The sequence below is a fragment of the Asticcacaulis sp. genome (genome assembly GCF_035497195.1).
In the GTDB taxonomy this organism is placed as follows: Bacteria; Pseudomonadota; Alphaproteobacteria; order Caulobacterales; family Caulobacteraceae; genus Asticcacaulis.
The window spans coordinates 50,556-76,941 of sequence record NZ_DATJDZ010000011.1 but is presented as its reverse complement, the minus strand read 5'-3'; the positions used below and the strand labels follow the sequence as shown (position 1 = coordinate 76,941).

Genomic DNA, 26,386 nt, shown 5'->3' with positions numbered 1-26,386 from the left:
GTGCAAGCACCCTGGTCTTACCCTTTAATACGCTTGATCAGCGCCGTGGTCGAGGGATCATGCGGCGCGATTTCGGCGCCGGTGATGTCCTTCAGCACGTTGACGCCGAGGGTCTTGCCAAGTTCGACACCCCACTGGTCGAAGCTGTTCAGACCCATGACAATGCCTTCAACAAAGGTCTTGTGTTCGTACATGGCCAGCAGGGCGCCGAGGGTTTCGGGCGTCAGTTCGTTAAGCAGAACGGTGGTTGATGGCTTGTTGCCGGGGCAGACTTTTTGCGGGGCAATCTGAGCGGTCTTGGCATCATCGAAACCGAGCTTTTTACATTCGGCTTCCGAGGTTTCCAGCGACTTGCCGACCATGAAGGCCTCGCCTTGCGCGATCACATTCGACAGCAGCTTTTGCTGCATGTCGGTCGAGGCTTCCTGGTTGGTCTGCGCGGCGATCAGCTCCAGCGGCACCACGTCTTCCGACTGGTGCAGCATCTGGAAAAAGGCGTGCTGGGCATTGGTGCCTTCGTCGCCGAAGACAACCGGAGACGTTTTGGTCTTGAGCAATTCACCGGTCGGTGAGGTGCGCTTACCGTTCGATTCCATTTCCAACTGTTGCAGGAAGGCAGCGAGGCGGCGCAGGCGATGAACATAGGGGATGACGGCGCGCGCCGGGCGATCGAGACCGATCCGGTTATAGAGTTGCGCAGCAGCCAGCAGGACGGGGGCGTTCTTTTCCAGTGGCGCGGTCAGGAAGTGCTGATCCATCTCGTGCGCGCCCTTGAGCAGGCGCTCATAGACATCGTAACCAGCGGCGATGATAACCGACAGCGACACCGCCGACCACAGCGAATAACGGCCCCCGACCCAATCCTTGAAAGCGAACACGCGGTCGGCAGGGATACCATAGGCGCCGGTCTTGTCGGGCGCGGCGGAGACGGCGGCGAGGTGCGCCTTCGAGGCCTCTTCGCCCAGGCTCTTGATCAGCCAGTCGCGGGCAGCCAGGAAGTTAGCCAAGGTTTCCTGGGTGGTGAAGGTCTTGGAAACGGCAATGACCAGGGTCTCGGCCGGATCGAGATCGGCGGTGGCCAGGGCCAGTTCCGAGCCATCGACATTGGCGACGAAGCGGATATCGATCTGCGGATTGAGCGGCGCCAGACCATGCCAGACCAGGCGCGGGCCGAGGTCCGAACCGCCAATGCCGATATGGATGATGGTCTTGAAGGGCTTGCCAGTTGCGCCGGCGATGGCACCCGAATGGATACCGTCGGCGTAAGATCTCATGGCGTCGCGGGCGGTCTTGACGTCGGCGGTGATTTCCGCACCGCGCAGGCGCAGGTTTTCGGCATCGGAATCGCGCAGGGCGACGTGCAGCACGGCGCGGCCTTCGGAGACATTGATGGTCTGTCCGGTCCACATCTTCTCGCGCGCTGCCGCGATGCCGCTGTGCTCGATGGCGGCGATGGCGGTATTGAAACCGGCCTGCGACCAGCTCTGCTTGGAGACATCGACGAAGAGGCCGGCGACATCGAGGCTCATGCGCGACAGGCGATCCGGATCGACCTTGAACTGGTCAACGATCTTGACTGAGGAATCGGCATAGGCCTGGGTTTTCAGGGCGTCGAGGGTCATGGCAATTTCCTGTGATCAATTGAACGGCGGACAATTTGGCGTGTAAGGATTTTCTGGAGGTTCCATGTCAAGCTTTTGGCCAGCCGTAAAGAGCCTATCTGTCGGGTTTTTTGAATAAGTTTTCTATGCTCAAAAATTGGTCTTAGGCCCTGAAAGGCGTCGCGCAGGGCGCGGAAAACCAGAGCGCCCTTGCCTCTGAGCGTATCCTTGAGCGCGCCTATCAGCGTCAGACCAATATGGATGGCAAAGGTGGCAATCAACAGGGCCAGCGGCATGTTTTTCAGATAGAGCCACAGGCGGTTGCGATAGCCGTGATAGAGGGCGAAATCGGAGCGCACCCCCAGCGAGGCCGAGCCGATATGGCTGACGATCGCGTCGGGCACAAACAGACAGCGTTCGCCGCGCAGCCGGGCGCGGAAACCGAGATCGGCATCCTCGCAATAGCAGAAGAAATCCTCATCGAAGCCGCCGAGTTCATCCCACAGGTCGCGGCGGATCAGCATGGCGGCGCCGCAGGGCGCGAAGACCTCAGCGATTTCCATGTGCGGCGGCACGGAATGACTGATACCGGCACGATAGGGGAAGCCAAAAAACGTCAGGGCGTCGCCGGCGCCATCAAGGCGGTCCGGCTGTTCGGCGTTCAGTTGCAGCGAGGTAAAGAGCTTCACATCGGGATAACGGGCGATGGCGGCTTTCATGGCATTGAGCCAGCCGGCGTCGATGAAAGCATCCGGATTGATCAGGCCGATCCACGCGCCGGCGCTTTCCGCTACCGCGCGGTTCATGCCGACGGCAAAGCCGAAATTAACCGGATTGGCCATCTGGCGAACGGTCGGAAACTTTTTGGCCAGTGCGGCCATGTCGAGATCGCCGCCATTATCGGCATGGATGATTTCCGCGTCCTGCGCTACCAGCGCCGACAGGCAGCGCTCGATCTGCGCCTTGGAATGATAGCTGAGGGTGATCAGGGAAAAGGTCATGCCTGCCACTCCTTTTGCACATCTTCGTCCGTTTCGGATAGCGCATATTCAGCCAGCACATTGGCGAAATCATCTGCATTCAATCCCTGCTTCAAGGCCCAGACGGCCGCACCCCGTACTACGGCACTTTCATCACTCAGGCTGCGCAACAGTGCCGTTTTAGTTTCCATATCGCGTGACATTTTGAAATGATTGCCCAGCGCATAGTGAACATTGCGCAGGAACGACTCGCGGCCGATCCGCTTGACCGGCGACTTGGAAAACAGCGCCCGAAAAGACGGATCATCCAGCCTGGCCAGTTCCGTCAGCTTCAGGCCGTCGAAACCCTCCCGCGCCTGCAATTTGATTTCATGGGTCGCCTGCGCGAACTTGTTCCACGGACAGGCGGCCAGGCAGTCATCGCAGCCATAGATGCGGTTGCCCGTCGCCTTACGGAAAGGTTCAAGCCAGGCACCACGATATTCAATGGTGAGATACGACAGGCATTTGCGGGCGTCCAGCCGATACGGCCCTTCAAAGGCATTGGTCGGGCAGATATCGAGGCACGCCTGGCACGAGCCGCAATGATCGCGTTCCGGCGCATCGCTCTCGATCACCCGATCGAGCAGGATAACGCCGAGGAATAACCACGAACCGAATTCCCGCGATACCAGATTGGTGTGCTTGCCCTGCCAGCCGAGGCCGGCCAGCGCCGCCAGCGGCTTTTCCATCAACGGCGCGGTATCGACAAACACCTTTAGTTCACAGCCCGTTTCGCTGACGATCCAGCTCGCCAGAGCTTTAAGCTTCTTCTTGATCAGTTCGTGATAATCGTCACCGCGGGCATAGACGCTGATATTGGCGATATCGGTCTGATGCAACAGGGCCAGGGGATCACTTTCCGGCCCGTAATTATAGCCCAGAACCAGCGCCGACTGCGCCCCGCTCCACATATTCTGCGGGTGCTGGCGACGCTCAAGCGTTTCTTCCATCCACGCCATATCGCCGTGAAAACCAGCCTCGACGAAGGTCTTCAGGCGATCCGAAGCCGCCCACACATCGGGTAATTCGGCGAAGCGCGCGGCGCTGAAACCCAGGTTTTGCGCCTCAATACGAATGGCGTCCGCGAGGTCCATCCCGTTAAAAATCGAGTTCTTTATAGTGGGCCGAAGGCGCCATGCCGGGCAGCTTGTCATTGAGCAGCGGGCGGAAACACGGCCGCGACTTGATCACCATGTACCAGGTCTTAAGGTGTGGATAGCGCGACCAGTTGATCTCGTCGAGATAATCGAGAATGGACAACTGCCCGGCGCAGGCGAAATCGGCATAGGAGATCGAATGCCCGGCCAGCCAGTTGCGCACGGCCAGCAGGCTTTCAAAATAGCGCAGGTGGTCTTTCAACGCCTCACGCCCGGCGCGCATGGCCGGAATATCGGGCACGCCGCCGCCCATCAGGCGCTTTTCCATCTTTTCGTGCAGCAGCAGGGCATTGACCTCGAAATCGAACTTGCGCTCGAACCAGCCAACGAGACGGCGGGCCTCGGCGCGTTCGTTGACGTCCTGCGGCCACAGGCGGATTTCGGGATAGGCTTCTTCGAGGTGCTCCATGATGGCGCGGTCCTCGCAGATGCGGTGGGTCTGCCCACCGGAGTCCTGTTCCGGCATCTCCACCAGGATCGGCAGCAGGCCGGAGGGATTGAGGCGCAAGGTCGCGTCATCCGGCTCCCAGTATCGCACCAGGGTTTCCTCAAACGACAGTTTCTTTTCGCCCAACGCCAGACGAACCATGCGCGAGTGCGGGTCGAAGGCGAAATGGTGAAGCTGGCGCGAATAGGAGGTCATGACTTTCTCTATGCCTTATCCGGACTATCCAAGTCAAAGCCAAGTCAAACATCCGGGGCATGTTCTTCACTGAAAACGCCGCCATGCGCCTCCGCCAGCCCCTTGGGATCGGGATGGATCAGGATATCGGCATTGGGAAAGGCGTCGAGCAGGCGCTTTTCGGCGGCGATAATGATCTGGTGTGCGGCGTCGAGAGACAAGGTCGGCGCCATTTCGACATGGGCCTGGATCAGGATATAGGGCCCCGTCAGGCGAGTGCGCAACTGGTGGACGCCAAGTACGCGATCGTCACTGACGATCAAGTCACGGATGCGCGCCACCTCGTCATCGCCCAGCGCCTTGTCCATCAGGTGATCCGCCGCTTCTTTCAGCACGTTGACGGCGCCCCAGATAAACCACGCCGCCATCAGGAAGCCGGCCACCGCATCCATGAAACCGAAACCAAGACTGGCCAGCACCACGCCGACCAGGGCCACGCCATTGCTGACCAGATCGGTGACATAGTGCATCCGGTCGGCCGACACCGCGACCGACTGGCTGCTTTTCAGCGCCATGTTCTGCACGACGACCAGTCCTACCGTCAGAGCCAGCGACAGGATCAGCACACCGATCGCCAGGCCGGACTGGGTGATCGGCCGGGGATTTTGCAAATTATGGATGCACGATTGCATGATCAGCGCGCCGGATGCGAACACCAGCCCGGCCTGGAACAGGGCGCTGAAGGCTTCCGCCTTGCCGTGGCCGAACGGATGCTCCTTGTCCGGCGGCACCTTGGCGTAGCGCACGGCGGCGAAAGTGATCAGAGACGCCAGCAGGTCAAGCCCGGAATCGGCGAGTGACGCCAGAATCGACTGCGAACCAGAGAAATAAAGCGTCACGCCCTTCATTGCCACCATGACGCAGGCGACGACGACCGACAGGGAGGTGGCCAGCAGGACCAGATTTTCCGGCGACAGATTGTGCAGGCCAGGGCCCTTGGCGTGGAGAGGCTTGGAAGATGTCATTGAATTGCCTTAGCACCTTGGCTCACCCCTGCAAAGCCGCACGACCGCCCGTTTCTGGTCTCAATTTGGCCCGGAAGCCAGCGGAGGTTTATCAGTGGCGCACCCCGCGGCGTTACGATGAAAAAATATGTTAACAAATCGTAAATCCATCTTTGACTTTGTGCCAAAGGGTGTAAGTCTCGCAATAATCAATCTTGATATTTGCAGTGTTTTTGTTTCGTTTTTGAGCAGGTAGACATGTCACGAGTCTGGATCAGCCGTACCGAGGCGCTCAAGCGTCTCGAAGTCAAGCCGCAAACCCTCTATGCCTATGTCAGCCGCCAGCGCATCGCCGCCAAGAGCGACCCGACGCATCCGCGCCTGAGCCTGTACGCACTCGATGATATCGAGCGGCTGTCGCGTCGCGCACCCGGCCGGATAGCGCGGGCTGATCACGGCACGCCCCGGCCCCATGCCGCCGCCAGCCTGGCCGGCGGCACCATCACGCGCGGCGAAGCGGCCATCGATACCGAAGTCGCCATTACCCTTCACGGCCACCATTATGTTCGCGGCCGCGATCTCGTTACGCTGGCCGAAACCGAGAATTTCGAAAGCGTGGCGGCGCTTCTGTGGCGAAGTGGCAGCCCCAATCCCTTCGGGCCGCTCAAGCCGCGCCCGGACGTCAATTTTCCCGGCGGGCCACGCACTCGTGTGTTGTCCATGCTGAGCCGCCGCCTGGAAGAAGACGCCCTGTCCGAAATCAATACCGGGCGCGACCTTGGCACCGAAGCCGCCAGCCTGCTCAACGAAATGTTCGATTCGGTCACCAATGGCGGTCCGCGTCTGTTTTTCCACCAGCGCCTGGCGCGGGCGTGGAAGGTCTATGACCTGAAAGATGTCGACCTGCTGCGCCGCGCCCTGGTGCTGTCGGCCGATACCAGCCTTGATGAGGCGACGCTTGCCGTGCGCGTCGCCGCCGCGACTATGGGACCGCTGGCCATTCCGCTGATCGCCGGCTTCGCCACGCTGACCAGCCCGAAGCTGGGCGGCCGTATTTCGCGGGCGGAATCCTATGTCACCCAGGTGCGCCGTCATGGCAATCCGCTGGCCCTGGCCAAGGGCCTGCTCGAAAAGGGCCTGGAACTACCGGGCTTCGAGAAGGAACCGTCATCCTCGGAAACCCTGCGGGCGCAAGACCTGATCGAAGCCGCGCCGCACATGGGTGAGGATCTGAAGCTGATCCTGCGCGTCGGCGAAGACCTGACCGGCCAGAGCGCCGGCATGTCGCTGGCCCTGGCACTGATCGGCCGTCACCTCGACCTGCCGCGTGAAGCGCCCCTGACGCTTTACGGCCTTGGCCGCAGCGCTGGCTGGCTGGCCCATGCCATCGAGCAGATGCAGACCGGCGCCTCGCCGCGCGCGCGTTTGCGCTATATCGGCGTCCACCCCGAAGCCGCCGACACGCAAGACGCATAATTTCGATTCACTTGGCCTGGGAAGTGCTCTAAGGATTTGACTATTCTGAGAGGGACTTATCCATGCACTATCTGTTGGCGGCGCTTCTGGGCCTGATCGAGGGCTTCACGGAGTTCCTTCCCGTGTCTTCCACGGCGCACCTGTTGATCTCTGAAAAGCTGATGGGTTTCAGCGATCCCGGCGGCAATTTCACCATCATGATCCAGTTGGGTGCGATCCTGGCCGTTGTCGTGCTTTACTTTGCCCGGCTATGGAAGGCCGTCATCACCCTGCCGACCTCGGCGGAGTCGCGCCGCTTCGCCATCAGCGTGCTGGTCGCCTTTTTCCCGGCGGTCGTGATCGGCGTCATCGTCAAGAAGTCCGGTCTTCTGAGCGCTTTTTTCGACAATGTGCCATTGATTTGCGGCGCCCTGATCGTCGGCGGCGTGGCCCTGTGGGCGGTCGATAAGTATGCGCCCAAGCCGGTGCATCACGATTCCGCCAAGCTGGATGTCAAGACCTCGCTGTTGATTGGTCTATTCCAATGCCTGGCCATCATTCCGGGCATGTCACGGTCGGGTTCGACCCTGATCGGCGCCATGGTGGCCAAGGTAGACAAGACGGCCGGCGCCGAATTCTCCTTCTTTCTCGCCATTCCGACCATGCTGGGGGCGTTCGCGGTCGAGTTTGCCGACAGTCGCAAACTACTGACCTCCGATCAGTACAGCCTTATCGCCATCGGGTTCATCGTGGCTTTCCTGTCAGCGCTTCTGGTCATCAAACCGTTTATCAGCTTCGTGCAAAAGCGCGGCTATGGCTTCTTCGCCCTGTGGCGGGTTGTGGTCGGCGTCAGCGGGCTGGTGTGGTGGTTCGGCTTCGCGCACTAAACAAATGGGGTTTGGGGCCAGCGGCCCCATAAACCTTGCCTTATTCAAAGAAAAAGCTCTGCCGATTTGGCAGGGCTTTTTCTTTGAAAGAGAGAAGACTTGGGGTCACGGCCCCCAAACCCCATATGATTCAGGTCCGGATCTCGACCGCATCACCTGGCTTGGCCACAGCGAGAAAATCCAGCATATCCTGTAGAGCCACCGCCACGCAGCCCTCGGTGCCGCTGTAATCCGTGCGCGCCAGATGCATAAAAATGGCCGATCCTATGCCGGGCACCGGCGGGTCATCATTATGACCCAATATCACGATCACATCATAGACATGATCATCCCGCCAAAGTTTCTCATGGCCCTGCGCAAAGGGCAGCTTCACATGTTGGTTATAAAACGGGGACGACGGATCGTCGCACCAGCCGTCATCCGGCGACAAAGGCACCAGCCTCAGCGCGGTTTCGGGCGGCGAAATCCGGTCGGGACGGTAGAAAACATAACGAATCGGCCAGATTCCAAGTGGAGACGCGCCGTCGCCCTCTCTTTTATCGCCTGCGGGGCGAACGCCCCCTTTCCCAATAGCGCAACGCACACTATGTTCATTAGAGTAAAATTGGCCAACGGCGGTGGCACTAAACTTATTGATCATTTATTTGTCATCGCGGCTTAATCTCATAACGACAAGACTTAAAGATACAGGATCATGGTGCAACAAAAAACCCTGCTGATCGTCGATGATGATGATGAACTGCGCGAAGCTCTGGCGGAACAGCTTGAACTTCACGAAGAATTCAAGGTTATTCAGGCTGCTAACGGCACCGAAGGCCTCAGGCTGGGCAAGAGCGTCAATGCCGACCTGATCCTGCTTGATGTCGATCTGCCGGACATGGATGGCCGCGAAGCCTGCCGCCTGCTGCGCAAGGGCGGGCTGACCACGCCGGTCATCATGCTCACCGGGCAGGTCTCGGATTCCGATACGATCCTCGGTCTCGACGCCGGCGCCAACGATTACGTCACCAAGCCGTTCCGCTTCGCGGTCCTGCTGGCACGTATCCGGGCGCAGGTGCGTTCGCACGAGACCAGCGAAGACGCCACCTTCCGCATCGGGCCATATGAGTTCAAGCCGGCGCTGAAAGTGCTGGTCGATCAGACGCAGAAGAAGACGCGCCTGACCGAAAAAGAGACCAATATCCTCAAATATCTCTATCGCGCCGGCGGCAAGCCAATCACCCGTGAAGAGCTATTGACCGAGGTCTGGGGCTATAATGCCGGCGTCACCACGCACACGCTGGAAACCCACGTCTATCGCCTGCGCCAGAAAATCGAACCCGATCCGGCCAATGCGCGTTTGCTGATGACGGATGCCGGCGGCTATAGGTTGCAATTCTAGCAGGGCCACAGGCCCTGCCCCCATTTGTTTGAGGGGAACAAATTGGATAGCTTAATTCTGCGAATTATGGCGGTCGTCGGTTTGGCTGGCGGGGTAAACGCGCCGAGTCAAAACAATCCCGCATGGGCTGATAATCAGTCGTCAGTGACTTTGGGAAGCGCAACAACGGATGCCGATGAAGCGGATCGATCGGTTATTGCCCAATTGAAGACCCAAGGCTCGGATACAACCAAACCGACTGACGTCATTTTCTATCTTATTTTTTCCGACCCAGGCACACGCCGAAGCGCTTAGAGATTCAATCTCAGCAATGGGATTCAATTTCGATATTCATCAACTTGATGGGTATAGCGAATGGACGCTGGCAGCAAATAAAACACTGGTTCCCAGTGAAACGAATATACTGCCCCTAAGCCATAAATTTGAAGCTATGGCCGTATCAGAGGGCGGAGAATATGACGGATGGGAAGCTGCGCTGGTTAAATAGTCTGTCTTTCGGACGAAATTGAACTCTGCAAAGGCCGGCGTTGCGAAATGCCGGCTTTCGCATGTGTGATCCAATCCGGTTCGCCAACGTATCTTTTTAAGGGCGGCAACCAAAGGATTTCGCATGTTTCTGAAACTCGCCATTGCCGGTGCTTCCAGCGCCCTGTTGTTATCTGCCTGCGTCTCCATGCCATCGGCGGCCAATCCGCCCCAGACGGTGGCCGTTCCCATGAGCCATTACAGCGGCACCTGGCTGGAAATCGCCCGCCGGCCGATGTGGCTGACCGATGGCTGCGTCGCCGGCTACACCACCTATAGCCCCGGCGCCAAACCGAATGAAATCGCGGTCGAAGATGGCTGCCATAAGGATATGCCGACCGGCAAGCTCAAGACAATCAAGGCGCGCGGGGTGCTGACGGATGCTGGCGGCGACAATGCCAGGCTGGCAGCGCATTATCCCTTCTTCATCACCTGGCATTATTGGGTGCTTTATGAGGCGCCGGAACACGACTGGTTTATCAGCGCCGATCCGAAGATGAAAAACCTGTGGATCTACAGCCGCGCCGTGCCCTCTTCGGAAGCCCGTGCCGTCATGGTCGCCAAGGCCAAAGCACTGGGCTATGATGTCGACAAGCTGGAATTTCCGGCCTTTTAGGCCAGTTTTATTCAGACCAGCACCATGCAAACGATTATTGAATATGTTGTCATTGCGATTATCGCGGCTACGGTTCTGATCCGGGCAATTGCCTTGATCGTGTTCAGCCGCAAAAGCAAGCGCCGTTAGGCCTCTTCCGCGTCGACATACCAGACAAACCAGATGGCGTCCTCAAGCTGGCCGCCGGCTTCTGTGAATTTCGCCACTGGTTCCGGAAAGGCGTCTTTTATCTCGCGCGCAAAATTGAATTCGGCTTTAAGCAGTTGCAGGTCCTGCACGGCGACATTGGCGGCCATTTCAACTTGGGCTTCCCACGGCAGGACCGGCGGGATCAACTGACAGGCATCGATCTGCACCCAGTCACATTCACCGATGGCGTCGGGCGTGCGGATTTGCAGTTGGCCGCCGATATTGCGCAGGCCCATGGCGCGCGCCGCTTCGATCACTTCCGGCAGATCGGCAATGCGCCAGGCATATTCATCATGGCGAAAATCGGCCTTGGCAAGAATATCAGCCGGCAGACGGCTTTCGGTTAGTTCGGGCATTTTAGAACTCGAATAGGGTCTGGATCGGCGCGTGATCGGAGGGACGCTCCCATTCGCGCACAGTATCGTGAATTTTGGCGGTGATATCACCCTTCACCTTCCCCATCAAACCGGGATTGAGCAGGATATGATCGAGGCGCAGGCCGCGATTTGACGCGCGGAAATCGGCGGCGCGATAGCTCCACCAGGTGAAGATTTTCTGCGGGTCAGGATAGGTGACGCGGAAGGGATCATGAAAGTCTCCGGCCTGCATCAGCTTGCCGAAGGTCTCGATCTCGACCGGCGTATGACTGACCACGCGCAGCATCTGGCGATGGCTCCAGACGTCGAATTCGCCCGGCGCGATATTAAGATCGCCGCAGATCAGCAGCGGCTTGTCCGTACCGCGCCGTTCCAGATCCTCGATCAGGCGTTCATAGAAGGTTAGCTTGTGGTCGAACTTGTCATTGCCCTCGCGATCGGGGAAATCACCACCGGCCGGGATATAGAAATTCCAGATTTCGGTACCGTCTATACGGATACCTTGCGCGCGGGCATCGCCACGGCGGCAGAAAGCCGGCGCCGGCAGGCTCTCGAATGGGATTTTCGACACCAGCGCCACGCCGTGCCAGCCTTTTTGTCCGGCAATGTGGATATGGCTGTAGCCCAGCGCCTCGAAGGCCTCACGCGGGAACTCGTGTTCCTGGCACTTGATCTCCTGCATACACAGAATGTCGATATCATTCGCCTTCAGGAACTGTTCGATCTGGGGCAGGCGCAGGCGAACGGAATTGACGTTCCAGGAGACAAGACTTAGGCGCATAAGGGATTTTACCGTGTAATAACCAAAAAAAACCGATCCGCGCTGACGGATCGGTTTAAAGATTTTGGCACATAACACGAAGAGAAAAAAGGGAAAACGCACACCTGGAAAACCAGGCCGGGAGACAATCCGCCGTTCCATCTCCATGTGTTCAAAATAACACTCATGATAAAAAACTGCAAGGAAAAAGTTGTTCGGCCGTTATTTTTTCTTCTGCGGCTTATTTAACACAAACAAATCAGCCTTTTGCGCCGAATCACGCGTGAAACTGGTTAGTTTCAGGTTTGTCGCGCGGTTCTGGGCGTCGGTAATCGTCCATTCGCGCAGGGCAAGCGCGCCGTTCGCCGTCTGATCGAAGCCCAGAACGACCGTGCCCTCGCTCGATTTGCGGCGATCGCGCGCTTTCAGCGTAAAGCCGTGGGCGTTGGAACTGACGGCGGTGACGATGACGCCCTGATCGAAGCGGATTTGACGCGCCAGAAACAGCGACAGCGGCGTTTCAGACAACGGATACTGATCAAAGGTTTGCAGGCGCGGGTCCCACATGCTCACCGTCTTGCCGTTGGAAACGATGAGCAGCGAGGTCGGCGCATCGTATTCAAAGCGCATCTTGCCGGGACGGGCGAGATACCAGTTCCCAGCGCTCTTGCGGCCCTTGAAATCGGTCTGCTCGAAACGGCCATGCGCGGTGTCGAGGTCTTGCAGATAGGCGGTGGCCCTGGCGATGCGCGCCTTGTCGGCCACATTGAAACTGGGCGGCGTGATCAGGCCGCTGAACTGGTTCTTGCCGCTTTGCGCCCAAACTGGAGTGACGGCAGGCGTGGTGATCAGGGCGGCGGCGAAGCCCAGTAAAAGCGTGCGTTTGGTAAAATCGGTCATGGCCTACCCATAAAAGCAAAATTCGTAAAAATCCAATGCCTTCAGAAAACATCTCAAGGCGGCATATTTGCGACATTGACCGCTGACCGCTGAACCCGGCGTGAATGGCGGCGTTAGCTTAAAATCGTATACTTTATGCTTGTGCGGCGCGGAAAAAACCGTCTTTAATAGCGGCTGTTTTATGGAGGGCTTGAATCATGGTCGAAGTGCATCGTCGTCACCTGCTGCAGGGCGCGGCTGTTCTGGGTGTCGGCCTGAGTGCTGAGGTGACGGCGCAACCGACCCTGGCCGGCGTTCTGCCCGTGTCAGCCGACCTGACGCCCCGAAAGCGCATTCGCTTTGATGATGACTGGCGCTTCGCTTTTGGTCATGCGTCTGACGTGACGCGCGATTTCGGCTTCGGCGCCTATCAATATACCCATGCCAAGCAAGGCCTTTCCGGCGTCACCGCATCCGAACCGGATTACGATGACAGTACCTGGCGAGCCGTCAACCTGCCGCACGACTGGGCGGTCGAACTGCCCTTCGTCAATAACGACACCTACAGCCTGCCAGCGCCGGACAAGCGCCGTGAGTATGAAGAGGACGAGGCCGCCGCCCATGGCTACAAGCCGGTCGGTCGCAAGTTCCCCGAAACCAGTGTCGGCTGGTACCGCAAGGTGCTCAAGCTGGAAAAGGGCGATGAGAATAAGCGCCTGACTCTGGAATTCGACGGCGTTTTCCGAGACTCACTCGTTATCCTCAATGGTTACATCCTGAACCGGCATGAGAGCGGCTATACGCCGTTCGAGGTCGATATCAGCAACTTCATCAATACCGACGACAAGCCGAATATCCTGCTGGTGCGGGTCGATGCCTCCTATGGCGAGGGCTGGTTTTATGAAGGCGCCGGCATCTATCGCCATGTCTGGCTGGTCAAGACGGCGCGGACCTATGTGCCGCAGTGGGGCACCTGGATCAAATCGGATATTTCCGGCGTGGTCGATATCGAGACGCGCATCGTCAACGCCACCGATACAGCCAAGACGGTGACGCTGGCCTCCACGATCAGCGATGCCGATGGCAAGGCCGTGGTCCGGCTGGAAACGCCGGTTGATCTGGCGGTGCAAGGTGAGACGACAACGAACCAGACGACCAGACTGGCCTCGCCGCGTCTGTGGGGGCTGAAAGACCCGCATCTTTACAGCGTCCGCACCGAAATCATCGAGAATGGCGCAGCCATCGATATGTTTGCCAGCACCTTCGGTGTGCGCGAAGTGGTGTTCAAGGTCGATGGCTTTTTCCTTAATGGCGAGGCCATGAAGATCAAGGGCACCAACAATCACCAGGATCATGCCGGCGTCGGCTCGGCCATTCCGGACGGTTTGCAGGTCTGGCGTTTGCAGCAACTGAAAGAGATGGGGTCGAACGCCTATCGCTCGTCGCATAATCCGGCGACGCCCGAAGTGCTGGAGGCCTGCGATCGGCTGGGGATCATGGTCATCGATGAAAACCGCCTGATGACCTCAGCGCCGGAAGGCATGGATGAACTGGAAACCCTGATCCGGCGCGGGCGCAATCACCCGTCCATCATCCTGTGGTCGATCGGCAATGAGGAACCACAGCAGGGCACGCCGCGCGGCGCGAAGATCGCCCGCGACATGGTGCGGCTGGTCAAGCGCCTCGACCCGACAAGACCCATCACGGCGGCCATGAACAATGGCCAGGGTTTTGGCATTACCGAGTCGCTCGATGTGCTCGGCGTCAACTATTACGTCACGCGACTGGGGCCGGTGCGCGAAAAATATCCGAGCCTGCCGGTGGTCGGGACGGAAACAGCCTCGACGCTTTGCACGCGCGGCGAATACGAACGTTCGGAAACCAAGCTCTATGTCCCGGCCTATGATGTCACCGCGCCGAAATGGGGACATACGGCGGAAAACTGGTGGCCGCTCTATAACCAGACGCCCAACCTGCTCGGCGGCTTTGTCTGGACCGGTTTCGATTATCGCGGCGAGCCGACGCCATTCAACTGGTGGCCGTCCGTCACCTCGCATTTCGGCATCATGGACCTGTGCGGCTTCCCGAAGGATAATTTCTGGTACTATCAGGCGTGGTGGTCCGATAAGCCGGTGCTGCACCTCTTCCCGCACTGGAACTGGGAGCCGGGCAAGGACGTCCCCGTCTGGGTCCATTCCAATTGTGAGGCGGTCGAGCTGTTCGTCAATGGCAAGTCGGTCGGCCGCAAGGATGTAGTCAAGGACCTTCATCTCGAATGGACGGTGCCTTTTGCGCCCGGCAAGATCACTGCCTATGGCTATCGCGGGGGCAAGGTGGCCATGAAGGCCGAACGTGTGACCGCCGGTGCGGCGGCGCGAGTGGTGTTGACGGCCGACCGGATCGACGATATCGCCGTGCTGCGCGCCGAAATCTTCGACAGGAATGGCGTGGCGGCGCCCAAGGCCGACAACCTGATCTTCTTCGATGTCGAAGGCCCGGCGGAGGTGATCGGCGTTGGCAATGGCAACCCGACCAGTCACGAACCGGACAAGGCGCTCTATCGCAAGGCCTTCAACGGTCTGGCTCAGGCGATTGTGCAAAGAAAGCGCGACGGGGCCGTGACCATAACCGCCCGTTCCGAAGGCCTGATCTCCGGCAAGGTGGTTCTGAAAATCCCTGTTGGAGCGGGTTTTGACGCAGGTGGTGTATAGCGGTTAAATTTACCGTCAAATGCCGCTGTCAGCCCACAGCAATTTAATGGCGGCGGCCTGGATTATTTATGCCTTATTAAGCCTGATCCGTTACGTCAGGAATGTCGCTACAGTTGTTTTTTGCAACGGTGAAAAGCGGCTATCCAGCCTCGCCATTCGCCCAATGCCTGGGCGCGGCCATGTTTCAGGAAATCTCCATGCAAGCCCGCTTTTGCGCCCCTGCCCGTACCCGCGCCGCGCTCCTGACAACGACCCTGCTGATGAGCGGCATATTATTATCCAGTCAGGCTCTGGCTCAAACAGTCCTGCCTTCGGGCGGACAGGTGATCGCGGGCGCAGCAACCATTAACGGATCGGGCAGCCAGACGATGGTCAGCCAGTCTTCGGACAAGGCGATCATCAACTGGACGGATTTTTCCATCGGCCAGGGCGGCAAGGTCACTTTCAACAACGGCACGGGCACGACGCTGAACCGGGTCACCGGCGGCAACCTGTCCAGCATTGACGGCCTGCTGAACGCCACCGGCTCGGTCTATCTGATCAACCCCAATGGGGTCATCATCGGCAAGACAGGCGTGGTCAATGTCGGCGGGGGGTTCGTCGCCTCAGCGCTGGATATAACCAACGACAATTTCCTCAGCGGCGGTGACCTGACCTTCTCAGGGCCGTCACTGGCCTCGGTGGTCAATCTCGGCAAGATCGGCGCCCTGGGCGGCGACGTGGCGCTGATGGCCGTAAATGTGCAAAACAGCGGCGCGATCGATGCGGCGAACGGCACGGCGGGCCTGCTGGCAGGCCATAAGATCATCCTGCGCGACTCAAGCGTCAATGACGGCCGGTTCCTGATCGTCACCGGCGGGGCGGATACGACGGTGACCAATGACGGCGCGATTGCAGCGGCTTCGGCCGAATTGCGCGCCGAGGGCGGTAATATCTATGCCCTGGCCGGCAATACATCGGGCGTGATCCGCGCTACCGGTGTGTCGGAAAAGGACGGCAAGGTCTGGCTGATAGCCGGCACGAACGGTTCGGTTACTATGTCGGGCGGCACAGTCGCGGCCAGTGCGGCGAACGGTGACGGCGGCACGATCTCGGTGACTGGCCAGACCATCACTGTCGCAGCAGATACCACGCTCGACGCATCGAGCGCGGCAGCCAACGGCAATGGCGGCACGGTCAAGGTGATCGCCGACATGGCTTCGGGCGACCTGACCTTCGCCGGCAAGGCTTTGGCGCGGGCCGGCAGCCTGGGCGGTAATGGCGGCTTTGTCGAAACATCCGGAGCGGCGGTCGATTTCAATGGCGCCCGCATCGATACTTCGGCAGCGGCGGGCAAGGGCGGCAACTGGCTGATCGATCCCTATAACCTGACAATCGATGCCGGCGCGGCCACGACCATCAGCACCAATCTGGCGAGCACAAACGTGACGTTGCAAACGACAGCATCCGGCACAAGCGCCATAGGCACGGCCAGTTCCGGTGACGGCGATATCATCATAAATTCCGACATCACCTGGGCGAGCGGCAATACCCTGACGCTCGACGCCTATCATGGCATTACCGTTAATGGAAATGTCACCGTTGCCGGCGCGGGCGGAGTGGTCCTTACCACCAATGACGGCGGCACGGGCGGCGACTACAATTTCACTATAGGCAATGGTCTGAACTATACGGGCGCCGGTGGCAGCCTGACGATCAACGGCAGTCCCTATACCCTGCTCTACACAATGGGCGATTTTGCCGCTCTGAGTAGCGCTTCGGGCAATTACGCACTGGCGACCTCGCTTGACGCCTCCGGCACCATCTACAACGCTTCGGTCGTCAACTATTTCTATGGCGCATTCGACGGACTGGGCCATGCGATCGATAACCTTAGCCTCAACGATGCGTATGGCATGTCTAACGTCGGCCTGTTCGGCTACGTCACTGGCACCTTGCGCGACATTGGTGTGACCAATGCCACTGTGACATCTGGCAATATGGGCATGGGCATGGGCAAGGCAGGCATTCTGGCCGGCCTGGTTTACACTGCCGGTGTCGTTAAAAATGCCTACACAACGGGGACCATTTCGGAAAATCAGGGTGGCAATGTAGGCGGTCTTGTGGGGATCAGTTACGGCACGATCAACAATGCCTACTCGACCGCCAGCGTAATCAATACAAATGGGTCTTCTACGGGCGGATTGGTCGGCGGCAATGCGGGTGGCTCGATTACCGATGCTTATGCGACGGGCGCCGTCACCGGCGGTACGGGCTTCACTGGCGGACTGGTGGGGTTCAACGAGTATGCCACGATTACCAATGCTTACGCCACCGGCGCGGTCACTGCGACCGGGGGCAACGCCGGCGGAATTACCGGCTACAATTCCAGTGGCACCTTGACCAATACTTACTTCGATACCGATACGACAGGCATGACGGTCGGTGTTCAAGGCGGCACCCTCGCCGGCGCCACGGGTCTGACCACCGCGCAATTCCAAAATGGTACGCTTCCCTCGGGCTTCGGTTCAGCGTGGAGCACCACTTCCGGCCTCTATCCCTATCTGAAAAGCTTCGGCATGGTCACGGCGGACCAGAAAATCAGCGGTTATGCCTATAACGCCGATGGCACATTCGCCAATGCCGCCACGGTCGGCATCTGGTCGGGCGGCGCTTCGCTCGGTGTTTCCGCCTCGACCGGCGCGAATGGATACTACTACATCATTGTCGCTCCTGGCACGGCCACGTCATCGACCGCCCTGGGCGGCACACTGACCCTGAGCGGCGCATCGAGCGTATCCGGTCTCAGTTATACCAACAGCCCGACCCTGACCGGCAGCGATGTTACCGACTTCAACATCAAGTCCGGCCTGATCGATCTGACCAGCGGCGCGACCAGCTACAGCAGCCTGCAAAGCCTGCTGGGCACGACCTTCGGCAACTCGACCTTAAGCAGCGCCCTGACCTCCATCACCAATCCCGATTATAGGATCACCGCCAGCGGCGCTTTCACGCTCGGTTCTGCCCTGACCGGCGGCGGTGCGGTATCGATCAAGACCGGTGGCGACCTGACCGTAAACAGCGCGGTCACGGTCGGCGGCAGCAAGGCCCTGACGCTGGATTCACATGATAACCTGTACGTAAACGCCAACCTGACCGCTTCAGGCAGCAATGCCGTGACTCTGAAAAGTGCCGACGGCGGATCTGGCGACTATTATTTCGCGCTCGGCGATTCCCTGAGCTTCACCGGTTCGGGCGCCAGCCTCAATATCAATGGCGAGGCCTATACCCTGCTGTATAGCCTGAGCGATTTTTCCAGTCTGGAAGGTTCGACGGGCAAGTTCGCGCTGGCGAAGTCTCTGGATGCAACCGCCAGCAGCTATACTGCGTCCGTCGTCGCCAATTTCGGTACGTCCAGCAATCACACCGGTATCTTCACCGGTCTGGGCAATACAATCACCGATCTGAAGATCACCGCTTATTACGGTTACACGGGATTGTTTGGCTTTAATTTCGGGACGATCCGAGACATTGGACTGGTTGGCGGTTTAATTCAGGCCGATGAAACCGGTTCACTGGTCGGGTTCAATTACAGCGGTGTGATCAAGAACGCCTTCAGTTCCGCCACCGTTATGGGCGGCAGCAGCGCAGGTGGATTGGTTGAAACGAACTCCGGCGTCATCAGCAACAGCTTTGCGACTGGTGCGGTCATAGGCGGCTGGACCGCGGGTGGCCTGGTCGCTGCCAATTACAATGGTAGCGGCATCATCAGCAACAGTTATGCGACGGGTTCGGTTTATGCCCGCACACAGGGTGGCGGACTTGCCGGCATCAACAATGGCGGCACAATCATAAACAGCTTCGCCACCGGTGCGCTTACTGGCACTGGCGCCATGGGCGGCCTGTCGGGAAGTGATAATGGCGGTACGATCACTAACAGCTATTACGATTCCGGGACCACCGGTGCGGTCAACGGTTTGGGAACGACGCTGACCACCGCGCAATTGCAAGGCGGCCTGCCTTCCGGCTTTTCATCATCGGCCTGGGCGACGGGGACGGGCCTCTACCCCTATCTGAAAACCTTTTATCCTGGCGGCCTCCAGGCGATTACCGGTACGGCGCAGAATAACAGCGGCGGGGCGGCCAGCGCGGCGCAACTGGCGTTCTATACCGGCGGCGCGCAACTGGGCAGCGCATCCAGCGGCGCCAATGGCTATTATTATTTCGTGACAGCGCCGGGAACGGCCACAGCCTCTACCGAACTCGGCGCGACTCTGACCCTGAACGGCGCATCGGGCGTCTCCGGTCTGAGCTATACCAATGCGCCCAGCCTGTCGGGCGGCAATGTCGTCAATTTCAATATCACATCCGACCTGATCGACCTGACCACCGGTGCGACCAGCTACAGCAACCTGCAAAGCCGGCTGACCGCCACCTTCGGCAACTCGGCCCTGACCAGCGCCCTGGCCAGCCTCACCCATCCCGATTACAAAATCACCGCCAACGGCGCCTTTAATTTCGACCGGGCACTGACGACCGGCGGCGGCCTGAACGCCACGGCGGCCGGCGGGATTATCCTGTCCGCCAATCTGACGACCGGCGGCGCTGCCACCTTCAACAGCGCTGTCACCCTGGGAAGGGATGTTACCCTGACATCGGACAATGCGCTGGCTTTCCATTCCACAATCAATGGCGCGCACAACCTGACGCTCAGCGGCACAAGTCTCGATTTCGCCGGCGCGGTGGGCGGCACAAGCGCCCTGACCTCGCTGGCCGGCACGGCGACCGCTGGCGACATCACGGTCGGTGGCCGGATCGCCACCATGGGCGCGATTAGGCTGGCCGCCAACGGAAGCTTCACCAATACGGCCGGCGCCACGGCGCTCAATGCCGGCGGCGGCTTCACTGTTTATACGCAAGACGCCTACGATCCGACCGGGACAATGCCGGTCAACAGCTTCGGCGGCCTGACGGCGACCAATTACTACAACGACGCCTATGACTTCGGCACGGGTACTTTCGCCAGCGCCGTACCGACGGGCGACCATTTCGTCTACGCCTATGCGGCCAGCCTGACGCCGATACTCTCCGGCGATGCCACCAGAACCTATAACGCGACGACGGACGCGGACACGACGGGCCTGACGGTCAGCGGCACACTTCTGTCGGACAATGACAGCGTGACGTTCAGCATCGACAACGCCAGCTATGACACGAAGAATGCGGGCACAGACAAGACCGTCACCGCGGATATCAGCCTGTCGAGTAACCCGAACAATTACACGCTGGATAGTTCAACCGCATCGGCGGCGGTCGGCACCATCGATAAGGCAACGCTTGTCGCGGGTCTGACCGGCATGGTCGAAAAGACCTATGACGCCACGACGGACGCCAGCCTGACCAAGGTCAACTACACGCTGACCGGTGTGTTCGGTTCCGATGATGTGGCGCTGAACGATCCCGCTTCGGGCCGCTATGCGGATAAGAATGCCGGGACGGGCAAGACGGTTTCGGTGTCGGGCCTTGTCTTGTCCGGCGGCGATGCGGACAATTATACGGTCAACACTTCGGCCTCCGGGGCGATCGGCACCATCGATAAGGCGACCCTGTCCCTGGCGGCGGTGACCGGAACCAGGACCTATGACGCCACCACCACCTCATCGGGCACAGTGGGCGTATACGGCTTGCAGGGTTCGGATACGGTCACCGGCCTATCGCAATCCTATGACAGCAAGAACGCCGGTTCGCGCACGCTCGGCGTCAATGGCGGCTATGTCGTCAATGACGGCAACGGCGGCAGCAACTACACCATCACGACCCAGACCGCTTCGGGAACTATCAATAAAGCCACGCTGGTTGCGGATCTGACCGGCATGGTCGAAAAGACCTATGACGCCACGACGGACGCCAGCCTGACCAACGCCAACTACACGCTGACCGGTGTGTTCGGCGGCGACAGCGTTACGCTCAATGATCCCGCTTCGGGCAGCTATGCCGACCAAAATGCCGGCACGGGCAAGACAGTCAGCGTCTCCGGTCTGGCCCTGTCGGGTGAAGACGCCGGCAATTACACCGTCAACACCTCGGCTTTCGGCGCTGTCGGTGTCATCGACAAACGCTCGGTTACGATCACCGCCGACGACATCGGCAAGATCAGCGGCGTCAACGATCCGCTGCTGACCTGGCAGATGACCTTGGGCAGTTTGGCCGGCAACGATTCGGTTAGCGGCGGCCTGTCGCGCGCCACGGGTGAAAACCCCGGCACCTATGCCATCACCCAGGGTTCGCTGGCGGCCTCTGACAATTACACTGTCACCTTCATCGGTGCGAAGTTCACGATCACGCCCGCGGGTATGCAAAATCAGCCTGTCGTCAATCCGGTCCAGAACAGCTTTGCGCCGCCACCACCCTTCTCCGCGTTTTCGGACAATAGCGGGCCGGACAGCGGTTCATCCGGCGGCAATGCCGGTGGCAGCGCTCCGGCGGCGACCGGACCCGGCACCGGCGACAGCCCTTCGTCGTCCACCACCTGTACCGACGGCGGCGCCTGCGCCAACCAGCCCTATCCGGGCAACCAGTCCTTTTCCAGCTATGTCAGCTTCCTGAGCTATTAAATCATGTCATTGATCAAAAACCTTCACCGGGCCTCCGTCAGCCTGTCCCCCTTGCTGCTTGTCGCCGTCCAGACTCACGCTCAGGTCATCGAACGCCACCTGCCCGAAACGCCGCAGGTCACGACCAGAGCACTGGTCACCCCCAATGCGGTGCCGAACGACCAGGACGCCACACCGATCGGGCCTGCCCTGCAAGCCATCGTGCTGCTGGGGCCTGACGAAGCCATCCACACCGATGCCACCGCCGGGATCACGGTGGGGGGGCTGGACCGCCTGCAACCCGCCGCCGTTCAGGCCGATCTCCGATCGCGCCTGCAACCCTTCCTCGGTCAAGCCCTGTCGCGCAAGCTGATCGCCGAAATCGAAGCGGGCATCGCCCAGGACTACCGTGACCTGAACTATCCGTTTGTCTCCCTGTCGACGCCGGAACAGGAAATCGACGGCGGCCGGCTTCAGGTGCGGGTGATCGAATTTCATGCCGGGGATATTTCGGTAAAGGGCGCTTCGGACCGCGAAGCCGCCTATGTGCAGTCGCGCGTGGCCCTGAAATCGGGCGATGCGATCAATTCCCGCGAACTGACCTATGACCTGGACGGCCTGAACCGCTATCCGTTCCGTCAGGTACAAGCCGCTTTCACGCCGGGGCAGGATCTGGGCGCCAGCAACATGCTGCTGACCGTGCGCAAAACGAAACCGTGGCAGGCCTATGGCGGCTACAGCAATGATGGCTCGCCCTCGACCAGCTTCGACCGTTACTTCATCGGCGGCGCGGCCGGCGGTTTGCTGGGCCATGACAGCGTATTGTCGGTGCAGGCGACGGCCTCGCGCGACGCCCTGGCCGGGGAAACAGACCCGCATTATCAAAGCGTAGCCCTGAACTACGCTCTCCCTGTCGGGCGGCGCGGCCTGTTCGAGGCGACGGCTGATACGGTTACCACATATCAGACCTCGGACCCGTTCACGGTGCGCCTCAAGGCGACCGAGGCCAGCTTCGGTTACCGGGCGGCCCTGTCGCGGCTATACGGTGATCGCGGCGTCACCGACGCGCGGTTCGGAATCGAGGCGCGCCACCAGACCGGCACGACTTATTTCAGCGGCATCAATGTCTATGACGTTTCGGTGGACGTGTATCAATTCTATGCCGGACTGCACCATGCGGCTTCGGATGCCGCCGGCGCCGCGAACTGGGATCTGGCCCTGCACATGAGTCCCGGCGGCGTCAGCGACGGCAACAGCGCCGAACAGATGTCCCTCTATTCGCAAGGCCGCCTGCCCGGCGCGACCTACAGCTACCTGACCGGCAGCTATAACCGCACGACCGCCCTGGCGGATAATCTCGACCTGAAGACGCAGGTCTTCGGCCAGTTCACGCCGGTGGCCCTGCCGCGCACCGAACAGGCCGGTTTAGGCGGCGCCTATCTTGTGCGCGGCTACAACCTCGACAGCGGCGCGGTTGATACAGCCCTGATCCTGCGCAACGAACTGCATATAAGTGGCAAAATCTGGGGCAACGGCTCCATCGATCCTTACGCCTTCGCCGACCTCGGCTATGGCCGGGATAACTTTGCCCGCAGCGATACCGATCTGGCTTCCGCCGGCATCGGCGCCAATATCCGCCTGATTTCTCACGTCGCGCTCAAGATCGACGCCGCCGCGGCCCTGGCCCCTAACGGTCCGGTCCGCCCCGGAGACATCACCGCCCATACGCGCCTGCAACTGGTATTTTAGCCACGTGCCGTTACGGTGAAACCAACGAGAAAGCCGCCCATACCACGGGATTTCCCGCGTTCGGCGCGCCGCGATCATTGATCATGGCGAGCGTCGCCGTTCGCAAGGCCTGCGCCTGGGTCTGGCCCTTCGTATAGTTCCGGACGGTCGCCACGCTCAGCTTCGACGCCACGTCATCGCGTACCGGCCATAAGGACACCAGCACATTGCGCGCCCCCGCCTGGCGGAAGGCCCTGGCCAGCCCGGAATAGCCCGCGCCGCCGGCTTCGCGCGCGCTGCCGGTATTGCAGGCCGACAGGATGACCCACTGCGCCTTCAGGCGTAGCCCGGCAATTTCCGAGGCCGTCAGCAGGCCATCGTCATCGCCCGATGCCGTCATGACCAATGCCGGTTCGCGCAGGGTTTGCAGGTCCCCGCTGACCAGTCCGTGCGTAGCGAAGGCGATGACCGAATAACGATCCAGACCGGCGGATTTCAGATTGGCCTTGGTGGCCTGCGCCCCGGTGATCAGGGTGCTGCCGGGCAGGCTGAGGGCGGCATTGATGGCCTCAAGCTCGACCACCGACTGCGGCAGGGCCGGCCACGCCTTTTGCCCGTCATCCCCCACGGCTTGCACGGGCGCGCCGATGCCGGCGAAACCACCTGTCCTTATCTTTTTGGCCGGTCCGGGATCAGCGGCAAGCGTGGACCTGACCGAAATCGCAAAGGCCCTGATCAGCCAGTCGCTGTCACGCAGGGCCGCCGGATCGTCGTCACGCCCCTGTGGGGCTTTGGTCAGCAACAGGCCGAACGGCAGGCTCATGACCGGTCCGGCGCCTAAGATCTGCACCTCCTTTGCCGATTTCAGCCGGTCGAGCGTCTTTTGCGAAAACAGGGCGCGTCCCAGTTCATAGGCCGGGGCGCGATTGAAGCCCAGCGTACCGGACGCGGAGGGATCGGCATCGACCGACTCACGGATCAGGCGGACATCCTTATTGACCCTGGTGCGGCCAAGCGGGTTTTCCTCCCAGGTCAGGCCTGCAACCGTAAGCACCAGACTAAGCGTGCGGTCGTCGCTGGTCAGCGGCATCACCACAGCCTGCCCTTTCGCCAGTGCGCCGCCGGCAGCCGCGATTGTGACGGGCTGGGGCTGGCTCAGGCGGGCATATTGCGGGAAGATGTCCGCCAGCCTCGCGCGCAAGGCCTCCAGCCCGGCATCCGCCGTGGCGATCTCGCCGCCCAGGCGCGTTACTTCGCTCTCTGATTTGCCAAGGGCGAAGGAGCGTGCGCGATCGAGCTGCTGCCGTTTTTCCTGCAAGGCGGTGAGGTCCTGCATCAGGGCCGTCGTCTGCGGATCGGAGAGAGCCGCGCCGGCCGCCACCGCCTGCGAGGTCGCGGCGATTTCGGAGAAGGCCGCCAGTTGCGCCGCCTCGAACGCCTGTTCAGGCTTGCCCGCCGACAGGGCGATATCGGCGATACGCGTAAAGCCGAGGCCATAGCTGCGGGCGGTGTCGCTCTGATCGCTTTTGCTGACACCGGCCTCGCTGAGCCGGGCGCGCATCACCGCCGCCGTCCGCGTGGCCTCCGTCAGGGCGTCATCGTGGCGCCCCATGCGTGACAGGATCAACGCCCGTAAGGTTTCGGCACTGACCCGCCCCTTTTCATAGGCCGGTTTTTCCCGCTGATAATAGACAAGGGCCTGATCGACCTGAGCTAGCGCCGCCGCCCAGTCTTTTTTGGCCAGAAAAACAAGCGCCAAATCCGCCTGGACTGTCGCTTTCTGCGCCTCGCCGCGTTTGCCTAAGGCCGACAGAACCGTGAAGCTTTCATTGAGGTAGGTTTCAGCTTTTACCGTGTCGCCCTGCTCGTAGGCCAGTTGGCCGAGGATATTCAGCGTCGTGCCCGAAAGGTAAGGGCTGGAGCCGATCTTGACCTGCCGGAAGATGTCCAGGGCGTTTTGCAGCAGGGCTTCACCCTCTTCCGTCTTGCCCTGACGGATCAGGGCGCGGGCCAAATTATAGCTGTAGCTGCCCGTCTCGTAGGAGACCTTACCGCTGTATTTGACCGAAAAATCGAGCGCCTCGCGGTACAGGCTTTCCGCCTCGGCATACCGCCCCATGTTCAGCAGGCTGGAAGCGACATTCATCATCCCCCAACTGACGCCGCGATCCCCTTCGGGCATCTGGTAGGCGACGCGCAGGGCCTCGCGGCTGTAGGTCAGAGATTTTTCCGGATTCCCCGCCAGCCGCAACTGACCGGCATAGTTGCCCAGATTGGCGGCGTAGCTGCCCGGATCGGTATATTTGCCGTCGGCGTCATGATCGCTGCTCATGCGTTTCAGCCCATCGTCGTAATAGGCCAGGGCATCACCCAGCCGCCCCAGCAGGCCATAGGCATAGGCCATCGAACACATCAGCTTTCCCGCCTCCGGGCTGTCGTCGCCGTTATATTTTCGGGTCAGAACCAGGGCGGCGGTCTGTGTTTCAAGGGCGGCCTCAACCTGCCCGCTCAGGGTCTGGTAGACGCTTTTATCACGCAGCACCTCGCCCATCAGATCGCTGTCGGCGCGACCGGTTTTCCGCAGCAGGGCTTCTGCGTCCGTCGCCAGGCCCAGTCCCGCCTCGGCATCGCCCTTCTCATTGACCGCCACGGCATAGAGCAGCATGGCGCGCACTGTGTCCTCCGGCGGCAGGCCTTTCGTGCGCAGGGCTTCGTCATAAAGCGCCTTGAGTTGAGCCTGTCCTTCGGGCAGGTAAACCGGCGACGGGTCGGCCACATAGGCGGCCTGAAGACGATCGTGTAATGACGTGCTCGCCGCCGCCATGACCGGCATCAGCAGCATCGCCGAGGCCAACATGGCCCCCTTAAGTTTGCGTGTCATTTCCCCTCCCCGTATCAGC

Annotated in this window: 19 protein-coding genes; 9 read left to right on the top strand and 10 right to left on the bottom strand. The window is 60.2% G+C overall.

Annotated features, from left to right (window positions below):
• Positions 1 to 17: 17 nt before the first annotated feature.
• The 5 genes from pgi to VL130_RS03515 are packed head-to-tail and all read right to left on the bottom strand — an operon-like array spanning position 18 to position 5,427.
• Positions 18 to 1,622, bottom strand: coding sequence for a glucose-6-phosphate isomerase (gene pgi, locus VL130_RS03535; RefSeq protein WP_325361273.1), 1,605 nt, complete (start codon positions 1,620 to 1,622; stop codon positions 18 to 20).
• Complete coding sequence (locus tag VL130_RS03530; RefSeq protein WP_325361270.1) at positions 1,619 to 2,602, bottom strand: glycosyltransferase family 2 protein; 984 nt, start codon at positions 2,600 to 2,602, stop codon at positions 1,619 to 1,621. The genes pgi and VL130_RS03530 overlap by 4 nt, the downstream gene beginning before the upstream one ends.
• Complete coding sequence (gene queG / locus VL130_RS03525) at positions 2,599 to 3,717, bottom strand: tRNA epoxyqueuosine(34) reductase QueG (protein WP_325361268.1); 1,119 nt, start codon at positions 3,715 to 3,717, stop codon at positions 2,599 to 2,601. Before queG ends, VL130_RS03530 begins: the two co-directional genes overlap by 4 nt.
• 4 nt (positions 3,718 to 3,721) lie before the next feature.
• A complete protein-coding gene (locus VL130_RS03520) occupies positions 3,722 to 4,423 on the bottom strand; it encodes a glutathione S-transferase family protein (RefSeq protein ID WP_325361265.1) in 702 nt (233 codons plus the stop codon).
• Positions 4,424 to 4,467: 44 nt separating this feature from the next.
• Positions 4,468 to 5,427 carry a cation diffusion facilitator family transporter gene (locus VL130_RS03515; protein ID WP_325361263.1) on the bottom strand — a complete coding sequence of 320 codons (960 nt, stop codon included), beginning with the start codon at positions 5,425 to 5,427 and terminating at the stop codon, positions 4,468 to 4,470.
• 237 nt (positions 5,428 to 5,664) lie between these two features.
• On the opposite strand from VL130_RS03515, the gene VL130_RS03510 reads away from it, so the two are divergent.
• Both VL130_RS03510 and VL130_RS03505 read left to right on the top strand, forming a co-directional pair.
• Entirely contained in the window at positions 5,665 to 6,882 is a 1,218-nt protein-coding gene (locus VL130_RS03510; protein ID WP_325361261.1) for a citrate/2-methylcitrate synthase, read from the top strand.
• A gap of 62 nt (positions 6,883 to 6,944) precedes the next feature.
• Complete coding sequence (locus VL130_RS03505; RefSeq protein ID WP_325361259.1) at positions 6,945 to 7,748, top strand: undecaprenyl-diphosphate phosphatase; 804 nt, start codon at positions 6,945 to 6,947, stop codon at positions 7,746 to 7,748.
• A 130-nt stretch (positions 7,749 to 7,878) separates the two neighbouring features.
• Here VL130_RS03505 and VL130_RS03500 read toward each other — a convergent pair whose 3' ends face one another.
• Entirely contained in the window at positions 7,879 to 8,388 is a 510-nt protein-coding gene (locus VL130_RS03500) for a L,D-transpeptidase family protein (RefSeq protein ID WP_325361257.1), read from the bottom strand.
• Between the two features lie 54 nt (positions 8,389 to 8,442).
• Here VL130_RS03500 and VL130_RS03495 point away from each other — a divergent pair, with 54 nt between their 5' ends.
• The 4 genes from VL130_RS03495 (at position 8,443) to VL130_RS03485 (ending at position 10,270) form a co-directional block, all read left to right on the top strand.
• The gene (locus tag VL130_RS03495; RefSeq protein WP_325361255.1) at positions 8,443 to 9,129 is read left to right on the top strand and encodes a response regulator transcription factor; all 687 of its coding nucleotides are present in this window, start codon (positions 8,443 to 8,445) and stop codon (positions 9,127 to 9,129) included.
• Positions 9,130 to 9,171: 42 nt separating this feature from the next.
• A complete protein-coding gene (locus VL130_RS03490; protein WP_325361253.1) occupies positions 9,172 to 9,423 on the top strand; it encodes a hypothetical protein in 252 nt (83 codons plus the stop codon).
• The gene (locus VL130_RS19490; protein ID WP_414636209.1) at positions 9,353 to 9,616 is read left to right on the top strand and encodes a ribonuclease E inhibitor RraB; all 264 of its coding nucleotides are present in this window, start codon (positions 9,353 to 9,355) and stop codon (positions 9,614 to 9,616) included. The genes VL130_RS03490 and VL130_RS19490 overlap by 71 nt, the downstream gene beginning before the upstream one ends.
• Positions 9,617 to 9,739: 123 nt before the next feature.
• On the top strand, positions 9,740 to 10,270 hold the full coding sequence (locus tag VL130_RS03485; RefSeq protein WP_325361251.1) for a lipocalin family protein: 531 nt from the start codon (positions 9,740 to 9,742) through the stop codon (positions 10,268 to 10,270).
• A gap of 125 nt (positions 10,271 to 10,395) precedes the next feature.
• Here VL130_RS03485 and VL130_RS03480 read toward each other — a convergent pair whose 3' ends face one another.
• The 3 genes from VL130_RS03480 to VL130_RS03470 form a co-directional block, all read right to left on the bottom strand.
• Positions 10,396 to 10,815, bottom strand: coding sequence for a hypothetical protein (locus VL130_RS03480; RefSeq protein ID WP_325361249.1), 420 nt, complete (start codon positions 10,813 to 10,815; stop codon positions 10,396 to 10,398).
• Position 10,816: 1 nt separating this feature from the next.
• Positions 10,817 to 11,617: an exodeoxyribonuclease III gene (gene xth, locus VL130_RS03475; RefSeq protein WP_325361247.1), complete on the bottom strand. Its 801-nt coding sequence runs from the start codon at positions 11,615 to 11,617 to the stop codon at positions 10,817 to 10,819.
• A gap of 201 nt (positions 11,618 to 11,818) precedes the next feature.
• Complete coding sequence (locus VL130_RS03470) at positions 11,819 to 12,496, bottom strand: LolA family protein (protein ID WP_325361245.1); 678 nt, start codon at positions 12,494 to 12,496, stop codon at positions 11,819 to 11,821.
• 197 nt (positions 12,497 to 12,693) lie between these two features.
• Here VL130_RS03470 and galA point away from each other — a divergent pair, with 197 nt between their 5' ends.
• The 3 genes from galA to VL130_RS03455 all read left to right on the top strand — a co-directional run bounded on the left by galA (position 12,694) and on the right by VL130_RS03455 (position 23,507).
• The gene (gene galA / locus VL130_RS03465; protein ID WP_325361243.1) at positions 12,694 to 15,186 is read left to right on the top strand and encodes a beta-galactosidase GalA; all 2,493 of its coding nucleotides are present in this window, start codon (positions 12,694 to 12,696) and stop codon (positions 15,184 to 15,186) included.
• A gap of 197 nt (positions 15,187 to 15,383) precedes the next feature.
• Positions 15,384 to 21,779 (top strand): YDG domain-containing protein, encoded by a 6,396-nt coding sequence (locus VL130_RS03460; RefSeq protein ID WP_325361241.1) that lies wholly within the window; start codon positions 15,384 to 15,386, stop codon positions 21,777 to 21,779.
• Positions 21,780 to 21,782: 3 nt separating this feature from the next.
• The gene (locus tag VL130_RS03455) at positions 21,783 to 23,507 is read left to right on the top strand and encodes a ShlB/FhaC/HecB family hemolysin secretion/activation protein (RefSeq protein WP_325361239.1); all 1,725 of its coding nucleotides are present in this window, start codon (positions 21,783 to 21,785) and stop codon (positions 23,505 to 23,507) included.
• Positions 23,508 to 23,517: 10 nt separating this feature from the next.
• On the opposite strand, the gene VL130_RS03450 is transcribed toward VL130_RS03455, so the two are convergent.
• The gene (locus tag VL130_RS03450; protein ID WP_325361237.1) at positions 23,518 to 26,367 is read right to left on the bottom strand and encodes a CHAT domain-containing tetratricopeptide repeat protein; all 2,850 of its coding nucleotides are present in this window, start codon (positions 26,365 to 26,367) and stop codon (positions 23,518 to 23,520) included.
• Positions 26,368 to 26,386: the final 19 nt, after the last annotated feature.

Coding starts and splice junctions, on each gene's coding strand:
- pgi (WP_325361273.1), bottom strand. CDS start 1,622: ATGACCCTCGACGCCCTGAAAACCCAGGCCTATGCCGATTCCTCAGTC.
- VL130_RS03530 (WP_325361270.1), bottom strand. CDS start 2,602: ATGACCTTTTCCCTGATCACCCTCAGCTATCATTCCAAGGCGCAGATC.
- VL130_RS03505 (WP_325361259.1), top strand. CDS start 6,945: ATGCACTATCTGTTGGCGGCGCTTCTGGGCCTGATCGAGGGCTTCACG.
- VL130_RS03500 (WP_325361257.1), bottom strand. CDS start 8,388: ATGATCAATAAGTTTAGTGCCACCGCCGTTGGCCAATTTTACTCTAAT.
- VL130_RS03450 (WP_325361237.1), bottom strand. CDS start 26,367: ATGACACGCAAACTTAAGGGGGCCATGTTGGCCTCGGCGATGCTGCTG.
- VL130_RS03515 (WP_325361263.1), bottom strand. CDS start 5,427: ATGACATCTTCCAAGCCTCTCCACGCCAAGGGCCCTGGCCTGCACAAT.
- VL130_RS03470 (WP_325361245.1), bottom strand. CDS start 12,496: ATGACCGATTTTACCAAACGCACGCTTTTACTGGGCTTCGCCGCCGCC.
- VL130_RS03510 (WP_325361261.1), top strand. CDS start 5,665: ATGTCACGAGTCTGGATCAGCCGTACCGAGGCGCTCAAGCGTCTCGAA.
- VL130_RS03520 (WP_325361265.1), bottom strand. CDS start 4,423: ATGACCTCCTATTCGCGCCAGCTTCACCATTTCGCCTTCGACCCGCAC.
- queG (WP_325361268.1), bottom strand. CDS start 3,717: ATGGACCTCGCGGACGCCATTCGTATTGAGGCGCAAAACCTGGGTTTC.
- VL130_RS03485 (WP_325361251.1), top strand. CDS start 9,740: ATGTTTCTGAAACTCGCCATTGCCGGTGCTTCCAGCGCCCTGTTGTTA.
- VL130_RS03480 (WP_325361249.1), bottom strand. CDS start 10,815: ATGCCCGAACTAACCGAAAGCCGTCTGCCGGCTGATATTCTTGCCAAG.
- VL130_RS03455 (WP_325361239.1), top strand. CDS start 21,783: ATGTCATTGATCAAAAACCTTCACCGGGCCTCCGTCAGCCTGTCCCCC.
- VL130_RS03460 (WP_325361241.1), top strand. CDS start 15,384: ATGCAAGCCCGCTTTTGCGCCCCTGCCCGTACCCGCGCCGCGCTCCTG.
- xth (WP_325361247.1), bottom strand. CDS start 11,617: ATGCGCCTAAGTCTTGTCTCCTGGAACGTCAATTCCGTTCGCCTGCGC.
- VL130_RS03495 (WP_325361255.1), top strand. CDS start 8,443: ATGGTGCAACAAAAAACCCTGCTGATCGTCGATGATGATGATGAACTG.
- galA (WP_325361243.1), top strand. CDS start 12,694: ATGGTCGAAGTGCATCGTCGTCACCTGCTGCAGGGCGCGGCTGTTCTG.